The sequence below is a fragment of the Acinetobacter sp. ANC 4204 genome (genome assembly GCF_002135205.1).
In the GTDB taxonomy this organism is placed as follows: domain Bacteria; phylum Pseudomonadota; class Gammaproteobacteria; order Pseudomonadales; family Moraxellaceae; genus Acinetobacter.
Genome location: NZ_NEFZ01000005.1, coordinates 238,715 through 253,547, shown reverse-complemented (window position 1 = coordinate 253,547; position 14,833 = coordinate 238,715). Strand labels below are relative to the sequence as shown.

11 protein-coding genes and 1 pseudogene are annotated in these 14,833 nt (G+C 41.9%); 6 read left to right on the top strand and 6 right to left on the bottom strand.

Annotated elements, in window-relative coordinates; genetic code table 11:
- Positions 1 to 406 (bottom strand): annotated as a pseudogene (locus B9T36_RS12565) (IS982 family transposase); the annotation flags it as partial.
- A gap of 315 nt (positions 407 to 721) precedes the next feature.
- Between B9T36_RS12565 and B9T36_RS12560 the strand changes: the two are divergent.
- Both B9T36_RS12560 and B9T36_RS12555 read left to right on the top strand, forming a co-directional pair.
- A complete protein-coding gene (locus tag B9T36_RS12560; RefSeq protein WP_086209806.1) occupies positions 722 to 3,127 on the top strand; it encodes a YgiQ family radical SAM protein in 2,406 nt (801 codons plus the stop codon).
- Positions 3,128 to 3,506: 379 nt separating this feature from the next.
- On the top strand, positions 3,507 to 4,049 hold the full coding sequence (locus B9T36_RS12555; RefSeq protein WP_086209805.1) for a DUF2726 domain-containing protein: 543 nt from the start codon (positions 3,507 to 3,509) through the stop codon (positions 4,047 to 4,049).
- Between the two features lie 62 nt (positions 4,050 to 4,111).
- On the opposite strand, the gene B9T36_RS12550 is transcribed toward B9T36_RS12555, so the two are convergent.
- From B9T36_RS12550 to mdtD, 4 genes are all read right to left on the bottom strand, one after another.
- Positions 4,112 to 4,468, bottom strand: a complete 357-nt coding sequence (locus B9T36_RS12550) for a RidA family protein (RefSeq protein ID WP_086209804.1) — start codon at positions 4,466 to 4,468, stop codon at positions 4,112 to 4,114.
- A gap of 510 nt (positions 4,469 to 4,978) precedes the next feature.
- Positions 4,979 to 6,052 carry a DNA polymerase IV gene (gene dinB / locus B9T36_RS12545; protein ID WP_086209803.1) on the bottom strand — a complete coding sequence of 358 codons (1,074 nt, stop codon included), beginning with the start codon at positions 6,050 to 6,052 and terminating at the stop codon, positions 4,979 to 4,981.
- Positions 6,053 to 6,183: 131 nt separating this feature from the next.
- A complete protein-coding gene (locus B9T36_RS12540; protein ID WP_416202563.1) occupies positions 6,184 to 7,032 on the bottom strand; it encodes a GH25 family lysozyme in 849 nt (282 codons plus the stop codon).
- A gap of 41 nt (positions 7,033 to 7,073) precedes the next feature.
- Positions 7,074 to 8,465, bottom strand: a complete 1,392-nt coding sequence (mdtD, locus tag B9T36_RS12535; RefSeq protein ID WP_086209802.1) for a multidrug transporter subunit MdtD — start codon at positions 8,463 to 8,465, stop codon at positions 7,074 to 7,076.
- 160 nt (positions 8,466 to 8,625) lie between these two features.
- Between mdtD and B9T36_RS12530 the strand changes: the two genes are divergently transcribed.
- Complete coding sequence (locus tag B9T36_RS12530; RefSeq protein ID WP_086209801.1) at positions 8,626 to 10,533, top strand: choice-of-anchor I family protein; 1,908 nt, start codon at positions 8,626 to 8,628, stop codon at positions 10,531 to 10,533.
- Between the two features lie 156 nt (positions 10,534 to 10,689).
- Positions 10,690 to 11,664: a hypothetical protein gene (locus B9T36_RS12525; RefSeq protein ID WP_086209800.1), complete on the top strand. Its 975-nt coding sequence runs from the start codon at positions 10,690 to 10,692 to the stop codon at positions 11,662 to 11,664.
- Positions 11,665 to 11,737: 73 nt separating this feature from the next.
- On the opposite strand, the gene B9T36_RS12520 is transcribed toward B9T36_RS12525, so the two are convergent.
- Positions 11,738 to 12,358 (bottom strand): TIGR00730 family Rossman fold protein, encoded by a 621-nt coding sequence (locus B9T36_RS12520; protein WP_086209799.1) that lies wholly within the window; start codon positions 12,356 to 12,358, stop codon positions 11,738 to 11,740.
- 329 nt (positions 12,359 to 12,687) lie between these two features.
- Here B9T36_RS12520 and B9T36_RS12515 point away from each other — a divergent pair, with 329 nt between their 5' ends.
- Both B9T36_RS12515 and B9T36_RS12510 read left to right on the top strand, forming a co-directional pair.
- Complete coding sequence (locus B9T36_RS12515) at positions 12,688 to 14,268, top strand: TerC family protein (RefSeq protein WP_086209798.1); 1,581 nt, start codon at positions 12,688 to 12,690, stop codon at positions 14,266 to 14,268.
- Between the two features lie 72 nt (positions 14,269 to 14,340).
- Positions 14,341 to 14,808 carry a YchJ family protein gene (locus tag B9T36_RS12510; RefSeq protein ID WP_086209797.1) on the top strand — a complete coding sequence of 156 codons (468 nt, stop codon included), beginning with the start codon at positions 14,341 to 14,343 and terminating at the stop codon, positions 14,806 to 14,808.
- The last annotated feature ends 25 nt before the right edge of the window (positions 14,809 to 14,833 follow it).

Below are 14,833 nucleotides of genomic sequence, written 5' to 3'. Positions count from 1 at the left end.
CAATTGATGATATGGATTTATGTCGCTGAATACGCTGATTTTTACAGACTGGCAAAGTAGTTGAATCAATCAATAAATACGAACTTTGATGATCTTTCATCACAGCGAAATGCAAGGCATGTAAAGCGAGTTGATGTGTATTCACTAAATGAATCATGCGCTGATAACAGGGTAAACTTTTAAATAAATGGCTTTTGTCTTGTTTCAACGATGAGAAGAATGTTTTGAAGTTATTAAAATGAGAACATTTATACCAAATCGCAATGAAGATGATTTCTGAAATACTCAGTTGAGCGGTTCGAATTCTTAGGCAATGGTGACATTCTTTAAGAAATTTCCAGTAAGTCGCTTCAAATTTTAAGAAGAAATCATCAATTACACAAAATAATTCTGTACTATCGAACATAAGGACTAGAGTTGTGAGTTTGGTGTGGTAACTCAACTGATAGCTCTAGTCCTCTTCTTTTTCAAGCCTATTTCTTATCCATGATTCGGGTTAATCTATATATTTCATTTATTAAGCATTTTATCTTTTTTATTGTGGTTTTCATAAAAGAGATAGGTTTGCTTGGAATAATTCTTCTAATAAGTTGATTATCAATTAAGCTAGGTTGTATAAATTATAATCAAGCAAGGTGAATATAATTCATGGTAAAATGATCGGCTTTCATCTTTGATCTCTATTTGAGATCTTTCATCTGCCAGCCGAGAATTGCTAGCCATGTCTACTGCTTATACTATGCAGACCGCGCCTACAGCGTTGTTTGATTACGACAAATATTGGGCGTCATGCTTTGAACCTGCGCCATTTTTGCCGATGTCGCGCGAGGAAATGGATCAACTCGGTTGGGATAGTTGCGACTTTATTTTGGTCTGCGGTGATGCTTATATTGATCATCCATCATTTTGTTCGGGCATTATTGGTCGTACGTTAGAAGCACAAGGTTTCCGTGTCGGCATTATTGCGCAACCAGATTGGACTAATGTTGAAGCTTTTCGTGTTTTAGGTAAGCCCAATATTGCTTGGGGGGTGACTGCTGGGAATATGGATTCGATGATCAACCGTTATACGGCTGATCGTAAAATTCGTTCTGATGATGCCTATTCGCCAGATAACTTACCCAATAAACGTCCAGACCGTGCAGCAACCGTGTATTGCCAGCGTGTGCGTGAAGCATTTCCAGATGTGCCTGTATTGCTAGGTGGAATTGAAGCGTCTTTACGTCGTATTGCACATTATGACTATTGGTCAGATAAAGTTCGTCGTTCAGTGTTGATGGACTCAAAAGCCGATCTCTTGATGTATGGTAATGGCGAGCGTTCGATTACTGAGGTGATGCATCGTTTAGCCAAAGGCGAAAAAATTCACGAAATTACCGATGTTCGTGGCACGGCATTTATTGTGAATAAGTTAAACCGCCCATCTAAAGCCAAGTTTGTGGAAATTGCATCAAATGATGTAGATACCGTTGGTCGCGTTGATCCGATTATCAATCCTTATGTGATGACTGAAGATTTAGATGGCTGTGAAATTGAAAAAGATAAGGGTAATTCTTTAACCCAATACCAAAATTTCCAAAAAGAAATTGTGACAAATCAAATTGTTCGTGAAGGGGATCAACTTGATCCTGATACACAAATTGTGCAATTACAGCCGTCTTCAAAGGCAATTAAACATAAATTACCGCCACGTGAACTGGCTGTGATTCGTTTGCCTGCATTTGAAGCAGTGGCAGATGATCCAGTTTTATATGCACATGCCAACCGTATTTTACATCTTGAAACCAATCCAGGAAATGCACGTGCTTTGGTACAAAAGCATGGTGAGCGTGATGTTTGGTTAAATGCGCCACCGATTCCGCTAACCACGGAAGAAATGGACTATGTGTTTGATTTACCTTATGCACGTCTACCCCATCCTGTGTATGGGGATGCGCGTTTCCCTGCATTTGATATGATTAAGTTCTCTGTGAACATCATGCGTGGCTGTTTCGGGGGGTGTACCTTCTGTTCGATTACAGAACATGAAGGTCGTATCATTCAAAACCGTTCAGAAGAATCAATTTTGCGTGAAGTTGAAAAGATTCGTGATACCGCACCAGGCTTTACCGGCATCATTTCTGACTTGGGTGGACCTACAGCAAACATGTATCGTTTGCACTGTAAAGACCCTGAGATTGAAAAGAATTGTCGTAAACCATCCTGTGTTTATCCGGGTGTGTGTCAAAACTTACATACCGATCATGCCCCTTTAACGCAGCTATATCGTAAAGCACGCGCCATTAAAGGCATCAAAAAGATTCTGATTGGTTCGGGTCTGCGTTATGACTTGGCGGTGTTAAACCCTGAATATGTCAAAGAGTTGGTACAACATCACGTTGGTGGTTATTTAAAAATTGCCCCGGAACATACCGAAAAAGGTCCATTGTCGAAGATGATGAAACCGGGCATCGGGACCTATGATCGTTTTAAACAAATGTTTGATCGATTCAGTAAGGAAGCGGGTAAAGAGCAGTATCTCATTCCGTACTTTATTGCTGCGCATCCGGGTACGACCGAATATGACATGATGAATTTGGCGATTTGGCTGAAGAAAAATGGTTTCCGTGCCGATCAGGTACAGACTTTCTATCCATCGCCAATGGCAACAGCGACCACCATGTATCACACGGGTAAGAACCCATTAGCTAAAGTGGCGCGGTATACTGAAGATGTGGATATTGTGAAAGGTGAGAAGCGTCGTCGTTTGCACAAAGCATTCTTGCGTTATCATGATCCAAACAACTGGCCTTTGCTGCGTGATGCTTTAAAAGAGATGGGCCGCCAAGACTTGATTGGTAACTCGAAACAGCATTTGATTCCAACCTATCAACCGCAAGGGACAGAGGGGCAGTATCAATCTGCGCGTAAAAAGAACTCAACCGTGGATGGTGATTCGCAAAAGCGTAATGGTGAGAATCGTAACCAACAAGCGAAAAATCAATCTCGTCCGTCAAATACCAAGAAGCGTCCTGAGCGTGGTCAGATTTTGACGCAACATACAGGTTTACCACCGCGTGAAACAGGTGATGCCAAGAAGCCATTTGGACATTCAAAATCAAAACCGAAGTCTAAGTCGCGTGCTTAATCGGAACTGAAACTAAGAAGGGTGCCTTGGCATCCTTTTTTATGCGATATTATTTTTATAAGCAGTTAAAAGACTTTACTCTAGGGATTTTTGTCATTTGTCGGGAAAAATTTGGCATAGACTAAAATAGTATTGCACCCTAAGGATTGAGTCTATTACAGTATGAACTAGCTAAATAAATGATGTCGTTGTTTGCGCAGTTGCAATAAATGTTACATCAAATGACATTGAAAAGATTTGTTTAGTTTTATAACCATTTGGTCAAATTTAGCTGTAATTTTTTATTTCGTGGTTTGGGAAAATGATCAGCACGCTATACTGATCGCATAAAAATCGGTGTGAGACCGGAAATTATAATAAATATGAGAAGGATACGAATATGACAATTTATATAGTAATTGGTAGTGTGATACTACTACTGTCCATGATTTTGGCGAGTAAGGGTTTAATTCCAAAAACAAAACAACAGGATAGTGCATTAAGGCAGCGCGCTATTTTCAATGTAAATGAACAATTAACCTATACACGATTGAAAGAAATTTTACCTCATCATACGATACTTGCACATGTTTCTTATGATGCTTTATTGACAACTAAATTTTCACGTACACGAAGTAAATATCGTAACTTGGTGGCCGATTTTGTGGTGGTAGATGGGATGCAGCAAGTGGTTGCTGTCGTGGCTTTAGATGACCCACTTTCCTTGAAACGCCCACAAAAGTCCCAATTTCAGGATGCGATACTCGATATGGCGGGCTATAAAGTCATCCGTTATGAAGAAGTACCTGAATATCATCAGTTACGTGAAGATTTTTATGGAGATGTCTATCTCCCAACACGTTTAAACAAAGATAAGAAAACCTCAAAAAAGTACGACTATTATAATGATGCACAAACACGAAAATTACGTGTGCTTGGCTAGTTGAGCTTTGAAGTTCATCATAAAAAACATGCGATCCATGTCTTTTATGATGAATAATTTATTTATTCAGGTTTAACCGCAACAACTGTTAACTCGACCAAGACACGTGGATCATAGAGTTTTGCTTCAACACAAGTACGAGGTAATGCATCAATATCGGCAACCCATGCATCCCATACTTCATTAAACGCAGCATAATCTTGTTCAATATCTTTTAAATAAATTGTCACAGATAAAATATGGCTTTTGTCTGTGCCTGCATCTGCAAGAAATTGGTCGATCATGTCGAAAGTCTGTTGAGTTTGTCCTTTAATATCTAAATCAAAGTCAGAAGCCAATTGTCCTGCTAAATGAATGAGGTTTCCAGCAATTGCCACTTCAGAAAAGCGATTTGAGACATGCAAACGTTGAACAGCCATGTGAGAGCCCTGTGCGTGTAGAATTAAAGATCATGATATATACCTCGATAGCCTATCACAAAGTCAAGTGCGACAGATGATCACTCGCTCGCAATCCCGTTATTTACAGTATTAAGGTTTTTTGGGGTTCTAAAATGACTCAGAAGAGAGTGGTACTGACTTTGAGAGTATATGGTGATGATTTGAAAAGTGTGGTGTAAAAATAAAAAGAAGTGCTTAGTCTGAGTTGGAATGAGGGATGAAAATTACTTGTAGATAGTTATTGTTATTTTGATAAGGCTAAAATGCTACACGATGTAAAAGCAGTATGTCGTGATGAGCATCAGAGATGCCCTGTAATCTTTGGATTTGATCGTCACACCAATCACAGGACGTTATGCTAAAAGTAAAGGTGAGTTTTAGCATCTCAGCGCTTACATGGATAAATGTAGCGCGCCATTAGATTACTCTAAAAAAGGATATTGTGAATGCTAAATTGCATTATTTTTGTTCTTTTGGTTAAAAAATAGCTCATTTGGGTATTTCATCTTCCCATAAGGAGAGTTGAGGAAGTACTTCTTTGTGAGAAAGCGCATAAACACCAACACCCACTAATCGAAAGCATTGCTCTGGCCTGATATGCATGTCTTTGAGCAGGCTGTCTAAGATGAGTTGTAGTTCTGCCTGATGTTTAAGAGGTATTTTAAAGCTTTTGCTATGCTGTAAAGTCTGAAAATTCTTGAGTTTAAGTTTGACGGTGACGCCACGAGCATACAGTTGTTTTTTCTCGAGACTTCGCCAAACTTGTTCAATCAACTGGGGCCAAAATGGCATGCATTGTTCAATGCTTAAGTCATCATCAAAGGTCGTTTCTTTTGAGATTTGCTGACGTTCACGTTCTGCTTGTACAGGACGTTCATCTATCCCTTGCGCATATAAAAACAGTTGTTTGCCGTATTTGCCAAAATGGTGAATGAGTACATTTTCATCTAATTTTTGTAGATCGCCTAAAGTCTCAAGATTTAAGCTTTTTAACTTTTCTTGCATGACTTTACCGACACCAGGGATTTTTTTAAGCGCTAAGTGCTGAATAAACTGCTGAACGTGTGAGGGTTTAATCACACAGATCCCATTGGGTTTATTCCAGTCCGAAGCAACTTTGGCGAGAAATTTATTGGGTGCAACACCCGCCGAGGCGGTCAGTCCTGTGCTTTGAAAAATATCAGCGCGAATGCGCTCAGCCACTTCTGTGGCGCTGGCCAGTTGTTGTAAATTTTCAGTGACATCTAAATAGGCTTCATCCAAAGAAAGGGGTTCAATGAGGGTCGTATAACGTTGGAAAATAGTATGAATCTGTTCTGAAACTGCCCGATATTTAGAAAAGTTGGGTTCAATCACGACCACTTGAGGGCAGCGTTTTTTGGCTTGAGTCATCGACATCGCTGAACGGAGACCATATTGACGTGCAGGGTAGGATGCGGCTGCAATAACGGCACGAGGATGGTGCGAAGAAATGACCACAGGCAAGTGCTTTAAATCTGGACGTTCAAGCAACTCTACAGATGCGTAGAAGGCATCCATGTCGATGTGAATGATTTTTCGCATACTCGGTTTTGATGTAGAGGTTCAGCTAAAGTATGGCACTATCTCTCTCGATTGCGAAGCCTTTCATCCGCTATGCGCGACATAGTTTGTCTTCATGTTCTTTTTTTTTGTTAAAGATGAAGGTGGGTGACTTATTTAATGGGTAAATTTTGTGGCAGTTGATAAAGTCCTTGGCGTTCTAAAAAGTGTATCCACTCTTGTTCTGAACCATGAAATACATTGAGATCAACCAAGGTAGGAACACCTTTAATTTGTCCTTGGCTAGTGTGTTGCCAAAAGGTCCATTTTGGATTGCCCTTGAGTTCAGGTTGACCTTGATATTCACGAATCCAAAGCGGTGTATTCTTAAACTTATCGACTAAAACAATATTATAAAATGCCTTAGAGGTATAAAAGATCGGCTGTAAACCATAGTGTTCGTGCAGTTTATCGTGCATGACCTGAATTTCTTTGAGCAGCTGTTCTTTGGTGTAGGTATTAATACAGTTACTGTCATATTCCAAATCAATCACAGGTGGCAAGCTATCTTTTTTCTTTGGCACGGTTTCAATAAAGTTTTGCGCTTGAATCTGCCCATCACGACATAAACGATAAAAATGATAGGCTCCGACTAAGAAGCCGTGCTCACGTGCTTTAAGCCAGTTGTCCTGAAACTTTCGATCTTTAAAATCGCCACCTTCGGTAGCTTTTAAATAGACGAATTTAAACTCTTTGGGAGAAATGGATTGCCATTGAATATCGCCCTGATGATGAGATACATCAAAGCCTTTTACGGGATACTCTTGAGCAGATGCGACATTGTTCTGCAAGAAAAAATAGGTGATTCCGAGACCGATACAGAGCACTATTACACAGGCGGCTGTGTAATAGGCTAATGATGTTTTTCGAGAAGCGGTGGCTTTTTTTCTTGCAGGCATGCTTTTGCAGGTGTTGATTTTTAGCTCATCATCATCATAGCTTGAATTCACTGAACTGACCATGATGATTATGCTCAGTGAATGGCCGTACTTTGTATCTGTTGTTAATCTGCGGTGTCTTTGGGGATATGCCAAAAAATAGCAGCAGTAATCAGGTTAATACAGCCCAATACAATCAAGGTATTATGGAATGCCATGACGATATGCTCTGTGCCCAAATACGCCGTAAAGACATTGACCAAAGTACCCGCCAAGGCTACACCAATACTCATCGACACCATCATGATCATCGACAAGAAACTGTTACCACTGCTGGCATCTTGTTGTGGCAGATCTTTCAGGGTAAGGGTATTCATAGATACAAATTGCAGTGAGTTCAGCATGCCAAAAACAAAGAAATGCAGCGCGCGCAGCCAGATTGGGGTATCTGCGGTGTTGAGTGCGAAGCTGGCAATACATGCACCGACCAATAGGGTATTCACTAAAAGGACGTGGCGATAACCAAAGCGTTGTATCAGTTGACGAATGATGGGTTTGGATGCCAATGAACCTAGCACTGTGGGAATCATTAATAGCCCTGTAATTAAGGGTTCAAAGCCAAAGGCCAGTTGTAGCATCAAAGGCATGAGAAAGGGCATGGCATTGCCACCGAGGCGAGCAAAGAAATTGCCTAAAATACCCACGGCATAGATGCGGTTACCAAACAGCTTGCTACGAAATAAGGCATTTTGATGCGTATGCGCATGATAGGCATACCAAAGTGCAGTGACCAAACTCAATCCAACTAATCCGAGGCTCCACCATAAAGTTAGATGTGGGCTAGCAAAATTTTCAATGCCTAAAGAGAGTCCTGCCATGGTAATGACCAGTAGGATAAAACCCCAAAAGTCAAAACGTGGCACATTCTGTTCGGTGACATTCGGCATGGCTTTAAAACTAATCAGGACCCCTAACAGCCCCATGGGGAGGTTAATCAGGAAAATCCAATGCCATGTGCTGACTTCGACCAGCCAGCCACCAAGTGTTGGGCCAATGAGTGGGCCAATCAGTCCCGCGAGGCTCATTAAGCTCATTGCGGATAAGAACTGCGTCCGCGGGATGACCTTGAGCATGGCTAAACGGCCAACAGGGAGCAATAATGCACCGCCTACGCCTTGGAGTACGCGATAGAACAATAATTCATTTAAGCTTTCAGAAAAACCACAGCCCAGTGAAGCAAGAGTAAAAATGATAATGGCACTGAAATAGGTATTGCGCACCCCAAAACGGTCTGCAAGCCAACCACTCAAGGGAATACAGGCAGCCACGGCAAGCACATAGGCCACCACCACGCTATGCATTTGGAGCGGGTCCTCATTTAGGCTGATGGCCATAGCAGGTAGAGCGGTATTCACAATGGTGGTATCTAAGCCTTGCATAAAAAAGCCAATCGAAACCAGAAGTACCAAAAGACGGTACTCAGGAGCGAGCGCTTGATGGGTTGGCGTTTGATTCATAGATACAACAAAGTGAAATTTTTAAACAGTTTAGCCCAATTTATACAGAACTGATGTTGTGAAAGTGCATTTATCACCTGCCATCAAATTGACATCTATACGACATTGAACTGCAACGCTTGCGTCATACATTGGTCAAATTTGAACCGATATTTAGATCATGATGAACAAAACATATAGTGCCGTATTTTTAGCTTGGATGGGACTGGGTTTAGTGGGATGTAATGGCAGTGATGATGAACAAACCATTACATCCCCACCTGTTGTTGAGGAAGTTACGCCGAATAATATTGAACTGGTCAAGCTTGCAAGTTATGCGTCGGGGGTATTTGGGCAGAATGCAGCGGAGATACCCGCTTATGATGCTGCGAGTCAGCGCCTATTCGTGGTAAATGCTCAAAAAGGCATGGTCGATGTTTTGGATTTCTCCAAACCAGCGCAGCCGACATATATTCAGTCTTTGGATGCCAAAACTTATTTAGCCAATTCCGAAGTGAATAGTGTCGCGGTGCATAATGGTATCGTTGCGCTTGCGGTTCAGGCTGAGGATAAAACCCAAACTGGTATCGTGGCTTTCTTTAAAGCACAAGATTTGTCTTATATTAGCCAAGTCAAGGTCGGTGCTTTACCCGATATGCTAACCTTCACACCTGATGGTCGAAAGGTGTTGGTTGCCAATGAGGCGGAACCGAATGAGGGTTATCAAATTGATCCTGAGGGTTCGGTTAGTATTATTGATGTTTCTGACATTCAAAAACCAACAGCAAACATAGCAGGTTTTCAAGCATGGAATGACCGTAAACAAGAATTATTGGATGCAGGGATTCGTATTTTTGGTCCAGACATCAGCCAATACTCAAATGTCGCGACCGTAGGTATTCAAACCACCTCTGTAGCACAGGATTTGGAGCCTGAGTACATCGCGGTGAGTGCTGATGGAAAAAAAGCATGGGTCAGTTTGCAGGAAAACAATGCGATTGGGGTTTTAGACCTAGAAAAAAATCAATTTGTTGATCTTTTCCCGATGGGCTACAAAGACCATAGCTTGCCTGAAAATGCCTTAGATGGCAGTGACCGTGACTGTGCTATTGGTCAAGACTCGTTGGGGCGTAGTATTACAGAATGTGCAAAAGATGCAGGCATGATCAATATCCGCTCTTGGCCGGGACTATATGGCATGTATATGCCCGATGCCATTGCACAATATCAAGCCAAGGGTAAAACCTATTTGGTCACGGCCAATGAAGGGGATGCCCGTGAATGGTTAAAGGATGAAGCCAAATACTTTGAAGGCGCGGACTTAAATGCTGGTTATGCAGAAGAGATACGTATCAAACACTTGTTTAAAAAAGCAGGTTTTGATGCCAAAGGCGATTATGCAGCACATTTACGTCAGCTTGCGCCAGGTGTGAAAGGGGCAAAATTAAACCCAGAGGTGTTTAAACCTTGTCAAACGGCTGACGCAACAGAAGTCTGTGCGGACAATTTAATTAAAGACGCACAAATTGGACGTTTGACCATTAGTTGGACTCAAGGTTATCAAAAAGATCCACTGACAGGTCTGCCGAAGTTGGATGAAAATGGTCGTCTGACGTATGACAAATTATATGCTTATGGTGGTCGTTCGGTAAGTATTGTCGACCCTGAAACCAAGCAGATTGTGTGGGACTCGGGCAGTGAGTTTGAGCGAAAAATTGCGGAGTTGTTTCCACATCAATTTAATAGCAATCATGAAACATTTAAATTTGATGACCGTAGTGACAACAAAGGCCCTGAACCTGAAGGAGTGACTCTGGGTAAAATTGGTGAAAAGACCTTTGCCTTTATTGGACTTGAGCGTGCCAGTGGCATCATGGTCTATGACATTAGCAACCCGAATCAGGCTAAATTTGTTCAGTACCTGAACCATCGCAACACCACCGAAACAGAAGTCACGAAGCAAGGAGACCTTGGCCCAGAAGGTTTGATCTTTATCGCGGCGAAAAATTCACCAAATGCTCGACCTTTATTGGTAGTGGGGAATGAAGTCAGTGGTACGACGTCAGTTTATGAAGTAAAGCTAAATTAATAGCTTAGTTTAAATAAAGAGCACAGTGGTGCTCTTTTTTATGGCGCTACAAAAAATATATGACAATAATGTCATGAAAATGAAATAAAACCGTCATAATCTCTGCCAAAGCTTCAATGGCAGGCTGTTGGAAAGATTCTGCAAAAGGTTTGTTTTATGACAATCGAAATCTTGATGGTGATTGGCTTCTGTTTAGCAGCTTATTCTATCGTCGGAAATGATGTGCCACAGACATTAGGTACCTTTATTTCATCGAATGCACACCGCCCATGGTGGGTGCTTTGGCTCTTTATCAGCACCATTTTAGTTGTGGTTCTGATCTATGGTTGGTATGCATCAGGTGTGGGAGATGCCTCTTACGGTCGCTTAGAGACGATTCCATTTCCAGATAATGGGATTACGTGGCTGTATATCGTACCGCCAATTTTACTGTTGTTTTTGACCAAATACGGCATTCCTGTGAGTACCACTTTTTTGGTTTTAACCATTTTCTCGCCTGCAAGTTTGGGGTCGATGATGGTGAAGTCAATGATGGGCTATGCCGTGGCTTTTGTGGTTGCGATTATTGTCTATCGTTTTGTGATGCGACAAGTGGCAAAGTACTTTGCCAAAACCCGTCATGAAGAACCTTCGCATATTTGGATTGGGTTACAGTGGGTATCGACCGCTTTTTTGTGGAGCCAATGGCTGATTCAAGATTTGGCCAATATTTTTGTATACGTGCCACGCCAAGTTCCGTTGGCATTTTTGCTGTTTGCTATCACCATCTTTGTGGTGTTGTTGGCGCTGATTTTGTACCAACGTGGTGGGGCGATTCAAAAAATTGTCGATACTAAAACAGGTGTAACGGATATTCGTGCTGCAACGATTATTGACTTTATGTATGCCCTGATTTTGTTGGTCTTCAAGGAGTGGAGCAACATTCCAATGAGTACCACATGGGTATTCTTAGGTTTACTTGCAGGTCGTGAGTTTGCTATGTCGATGATTTTTGATGAGGTGAATAAGCACCGTACTTCGCGCAATGTCAGTAAAGATGCCATGAAGTTGATGTTTGGTTTAGCCATGTCGGTGATTTTGGCGACCACTTTGCCGTGGTTCTACAACTTTGTCACGAATTATGGTCAATAGACGAAGCTGTTAAAAAAGCGAGCCTTGAGCTCGCTTCTTTGTGTATGGAGAGTTTTGAGGTGTTTAAACAACTTTAAACCACAAAGCGCTTTGGGCTCCCCAAGTTTGCAATTGCTGAATAAATCTGTTCAGCATGGTTACACACAATCAGTTTGGCACGGTGCTGTGGAGGCAGAAAACCTTCTTGAACGGCATGATCAAGTTGGGCAATCAGTGCATTATAGAAACCATTGACGTTATAGAGCATCATGGGTTTTTGGTGTTGATTGAGTTGTCCCCATGTTGCCACTTCTAAAATTTCTTCAAAAGTGCCTAAGCCTCCGGGTAGTGCGACAAAAGCACTTGCACGTTCAGCCATCAATGCTTTGCGTTCATGCATGGTTTGTACAATATGTAATTCAGTCAATTGGTTGTGTGCAATTTCATAATCCAGCATAAACTCAGGGATGACGCCAACGGCTTCCCCCCCATGAGCAATCATGGCATCTGCCACTTGTCCCATCAGACCAATACTCGCACCTCCATAGACTAGTCCGAAACCGTGGTTTGCTAGGCCTTGGGCTAGTGCAATTGCTTTTTCTTGATAAATCGGTTTGTTGCCTGACCGAGAGCCACAGTAAAGTGCGATCAAGGGTTGAGTGGTTTGAACGTTTGATTCAGTGTTGAGAGATGATATTTTTAATTCACTATTCATGGCGTATGTTTTTACCTTTTCTTTATCTACTTTTTCTCTCTTAGTTTAAGCAAGAAATGTGACAAATCACTGTATCTAATCGAACAATCAGGTAATAATTTGTTAAATCTCTAAAAAAACGACATTTTTAAAAAAGATGAATTTTATGTAGATCTTGCCTATACTGAGCTCTTGTTTCACAACACAAGAACGAACATGGGTAGTGGTAGTTGTCACTCAAGACATCTTCAGTTTTCCGAAAATAATTTACAGCGAGCAGTGCTGAATCTTCATTTTTATTCGCCTAATCATTATGCGCGTTATACATTCCTTCGACGGGGGCAGATCACATGATATTTGAATGGATGTCTGATCCTTCTGCATGGGTGGGCTTACTCACCTTGGTGGTGCTGGAAATTGTCCTCGGGATTGATAACCTCGTTTTTATTGCGATTTTGGCAGAAAAACTTCCTCCTGAACAACGTAATACAGCCCGTATCGTTGGTCTGATGTTAGCGCTGCTCATGCGCTTGGTTTTACTCGCGTCTATCGCTTGGGTGGTGACGCTGACTGAACCATTGTTCCATATCTTCGACCATCCATTCTCAGGGCGTGATCTGATTTTGCTGTTTGGTGGGGTGTTCTTGCTGTTTAAAGGGACGATGGAGTTACATGAACGCATCGACGCCAAAGTGATCCAAAAAGAAGAAAATCCTGCCAACGCCGTATTTTGGATGGTGATTGTCCAAATTGTGGTTTTGGATGCGGTATTTTCTTTAGACTCGGTGATTACTGCAGTCGGTATGGTCAAGCACCTGTCTGTAATGATGATTGCGGTGATTATCGCCGTGGGCATTATGCTGTGGGCATCCAAGGCCTTGATGGAATTCGTCAACAAACATCCGACCGTGGTGATTTTGTGTCTTGGCTTCCTGATGATGATCGGTTTCTCTTTGATTGTAGAAGGCTTTGGTTTCCATATTCCAAAAGGTTACCTCTATGCAGCCATTGGTTTCTCGGTGATTGTTGAATTTATCAACCAAACCATGCGCCGTAATCAAGAAAAAATGGTCACCACCACAGACCTTCGCTATAAAACTGCGTCTGCGGTACTGCGGATGTTGGGCGGTAAAAGTAGTGATCATGCTTCTGAGCCTGAAGATGTGTTGGCAACTCGCGCTTATGCGGATGAAGTATTTGATCCTGAAAATGGGGTCTATCACAGTGTTCTAGTACAAGGGGTGTTGGGTTTGTCTGAGCGTCCTGTGAAGTCCGTGATGACACCACGTCCAGAGTTGGAATGGATTGATTTAGAGGATGATGAAGCCTCGATCAAATCACAATTGCTCAGTATTACGCACTCACGTTTAATCGTAGCACGGGGCGAGCTAGACAACATTGCAGGTGTGGTATTGACCCATAAAGTTTTAAACGAATATATCGAAACGGGTGTCCTCGATTTTGATAAACATTTACGTGAACCTGTGATTGTGCATGAAAATGCGCAAGTCCTGATGGTGATGGAGCAACTGCGTCAAGCCCCACTACAAATGGCTTTGGTTTTGAACGAATACGGCTCGATTGAAGGGATTGCCACCCCGATTGACGTATTAGAGGCGATTGCAGGGGAGTTCCCTGATGAAGATGCTGAAGACAATGTGGCTGAAAGTTTAGAAGATGGCAGCTTAATGCTCGATGGCTCAACCGATATTCGTCATGTGTCGTTATTGTTGGATCGTGATTTGGTCGATGAGTCCGATCAGTACTCAACCTTGTCAGGCTATATCCTCTTTCATTTAGGTCGTTTACCCGAAAATGGCTCTAGCCTTGTAGCAGATGGTTGCATTTTTGAAGTGGTGACGATGGATGGGCACAAAATTGAAAAAGTGCATGTAATTCCACAGTCAGATCTGCACAAAGAATCATCTTAAAACCCGTCCTCAAACTGGGGTGAACAGGTTAAAATAGCTCGCAATGTCGAGCTATTTTTTTTATGGAAAATCATGAGCCATATTGAGTGTCCGTGTGGGCAAGGAGAATATGTACAGTGCTGTCAGCCTTTGCATTTGGGACAAAGTCATGCGCAGACAGCTGTCCAATTGATGCGCTCACGCTATAGTGCTTTTGCCAAACAACAAATTGATTACATTGTGCAAACCACAGCGTTGGGGCAGCAACAAGCACTCGATATTGTAGCAATAGCGGAGTGGAGTCGAAGCAACCAATGGTTAAAGTTAGACGTCGTAAACGCCAATGAGAAACTCGATAAAAACCACGCCATGGTCGAGTTTAAAGCGCATTATCATGATGGAAAATCGGCACAGATACATCATGAAATTTCACATTTTGTGAAACATGCTGAGGCATGGTATTTTTTAGATCCGACCACTGAAATGCAAATCACCATGAAACAAGCGTGCATTTGCGGTTCAGGGAAAAAATTTAAACAATGTTGTGCACAATTTTTATAATTTTCAGAAAATTTGGCTTAGAATA

Excerpts from the sequence above, each read along its gene's own strand:
- B9T36_RS12525 (WP_086209800.1), top strand. The coding sequence starts at position 10,690 with ATGACAATCGAAATCTTGATGGTGATTGGCTTCTGTTTAGCAGCTTAT.
- mdtD (WP_086209802.1), bottom strand. The coding sequence starts at position 8,465 with ATGAATCAAACGCCAACCCATCAAGCGCTCGCTCCTGAGTACCGTCTT.
- B9T36_RS12515 (WP_086209798.1), top strand. The coding sequence starts at position 12,688 with ATGATATTTGAATGGATGTCTGATCCTTCTGCATGGGTGGGCTTACTC.
- B9T36_RS12555 (WP_086209805.1), top strand. The coding sequence starts at position 3,507 with ATGACAATTTATATAGTAATTGGTAGTGTGATACTACTACTGTCCATG.
- B9T36_RS12530 (WP_086209801.1), top strand. The coding sequence starts at position 8,626 with ATGATGAACAAAACATATAGTGCCGTATTTTTAGCTTGGATGGGACTG.
- B9T36_RS12520 (WP_086209799.1), bottom strand. The coding sequence starts at position 12,358 with ATGAATAGTGAATTAAAAATATCATCTCTCAACACTGAATCAAACGTT.
- B9T36_RS12560 (WP_086209806.1), top strand. The coding sequence starts at position 722 with ATGTCTACTGCTTATACTATGCAGACCGCGCCTACAGCGTTGTTTGAT.
- dinB (WP_086209803.1), bottom strand. The coding sequence starts at position 6,052 with ATGCGAAAAATCATTCACATCGACATGGATGCCTTCTACGCATCTGTA.
- B9T36_RS12550 (WP_086209804.1), bottom strand. The coding sequence starts at position 4,468 with ATGGCTGTTCAACGTTTGCATGTCTCAAATCGCTTTTCTGAAGTGGCA.
- B9T36_RS12510 (WP_086209797.1), top strand. The coding sequence starts at position 14,341 with ATGAGCCATATTGAGTGTCCGTGTGGGCAAGGAGAATATGTACAGTGC.
- B9T36_RS12540 (WP_416202563.1), bottom strand. The coding sequence starts at position 7,032 with ATGGTCAGTTCAGTGAATTCAAGCTATGATGATGATGAGCTAAAAATC.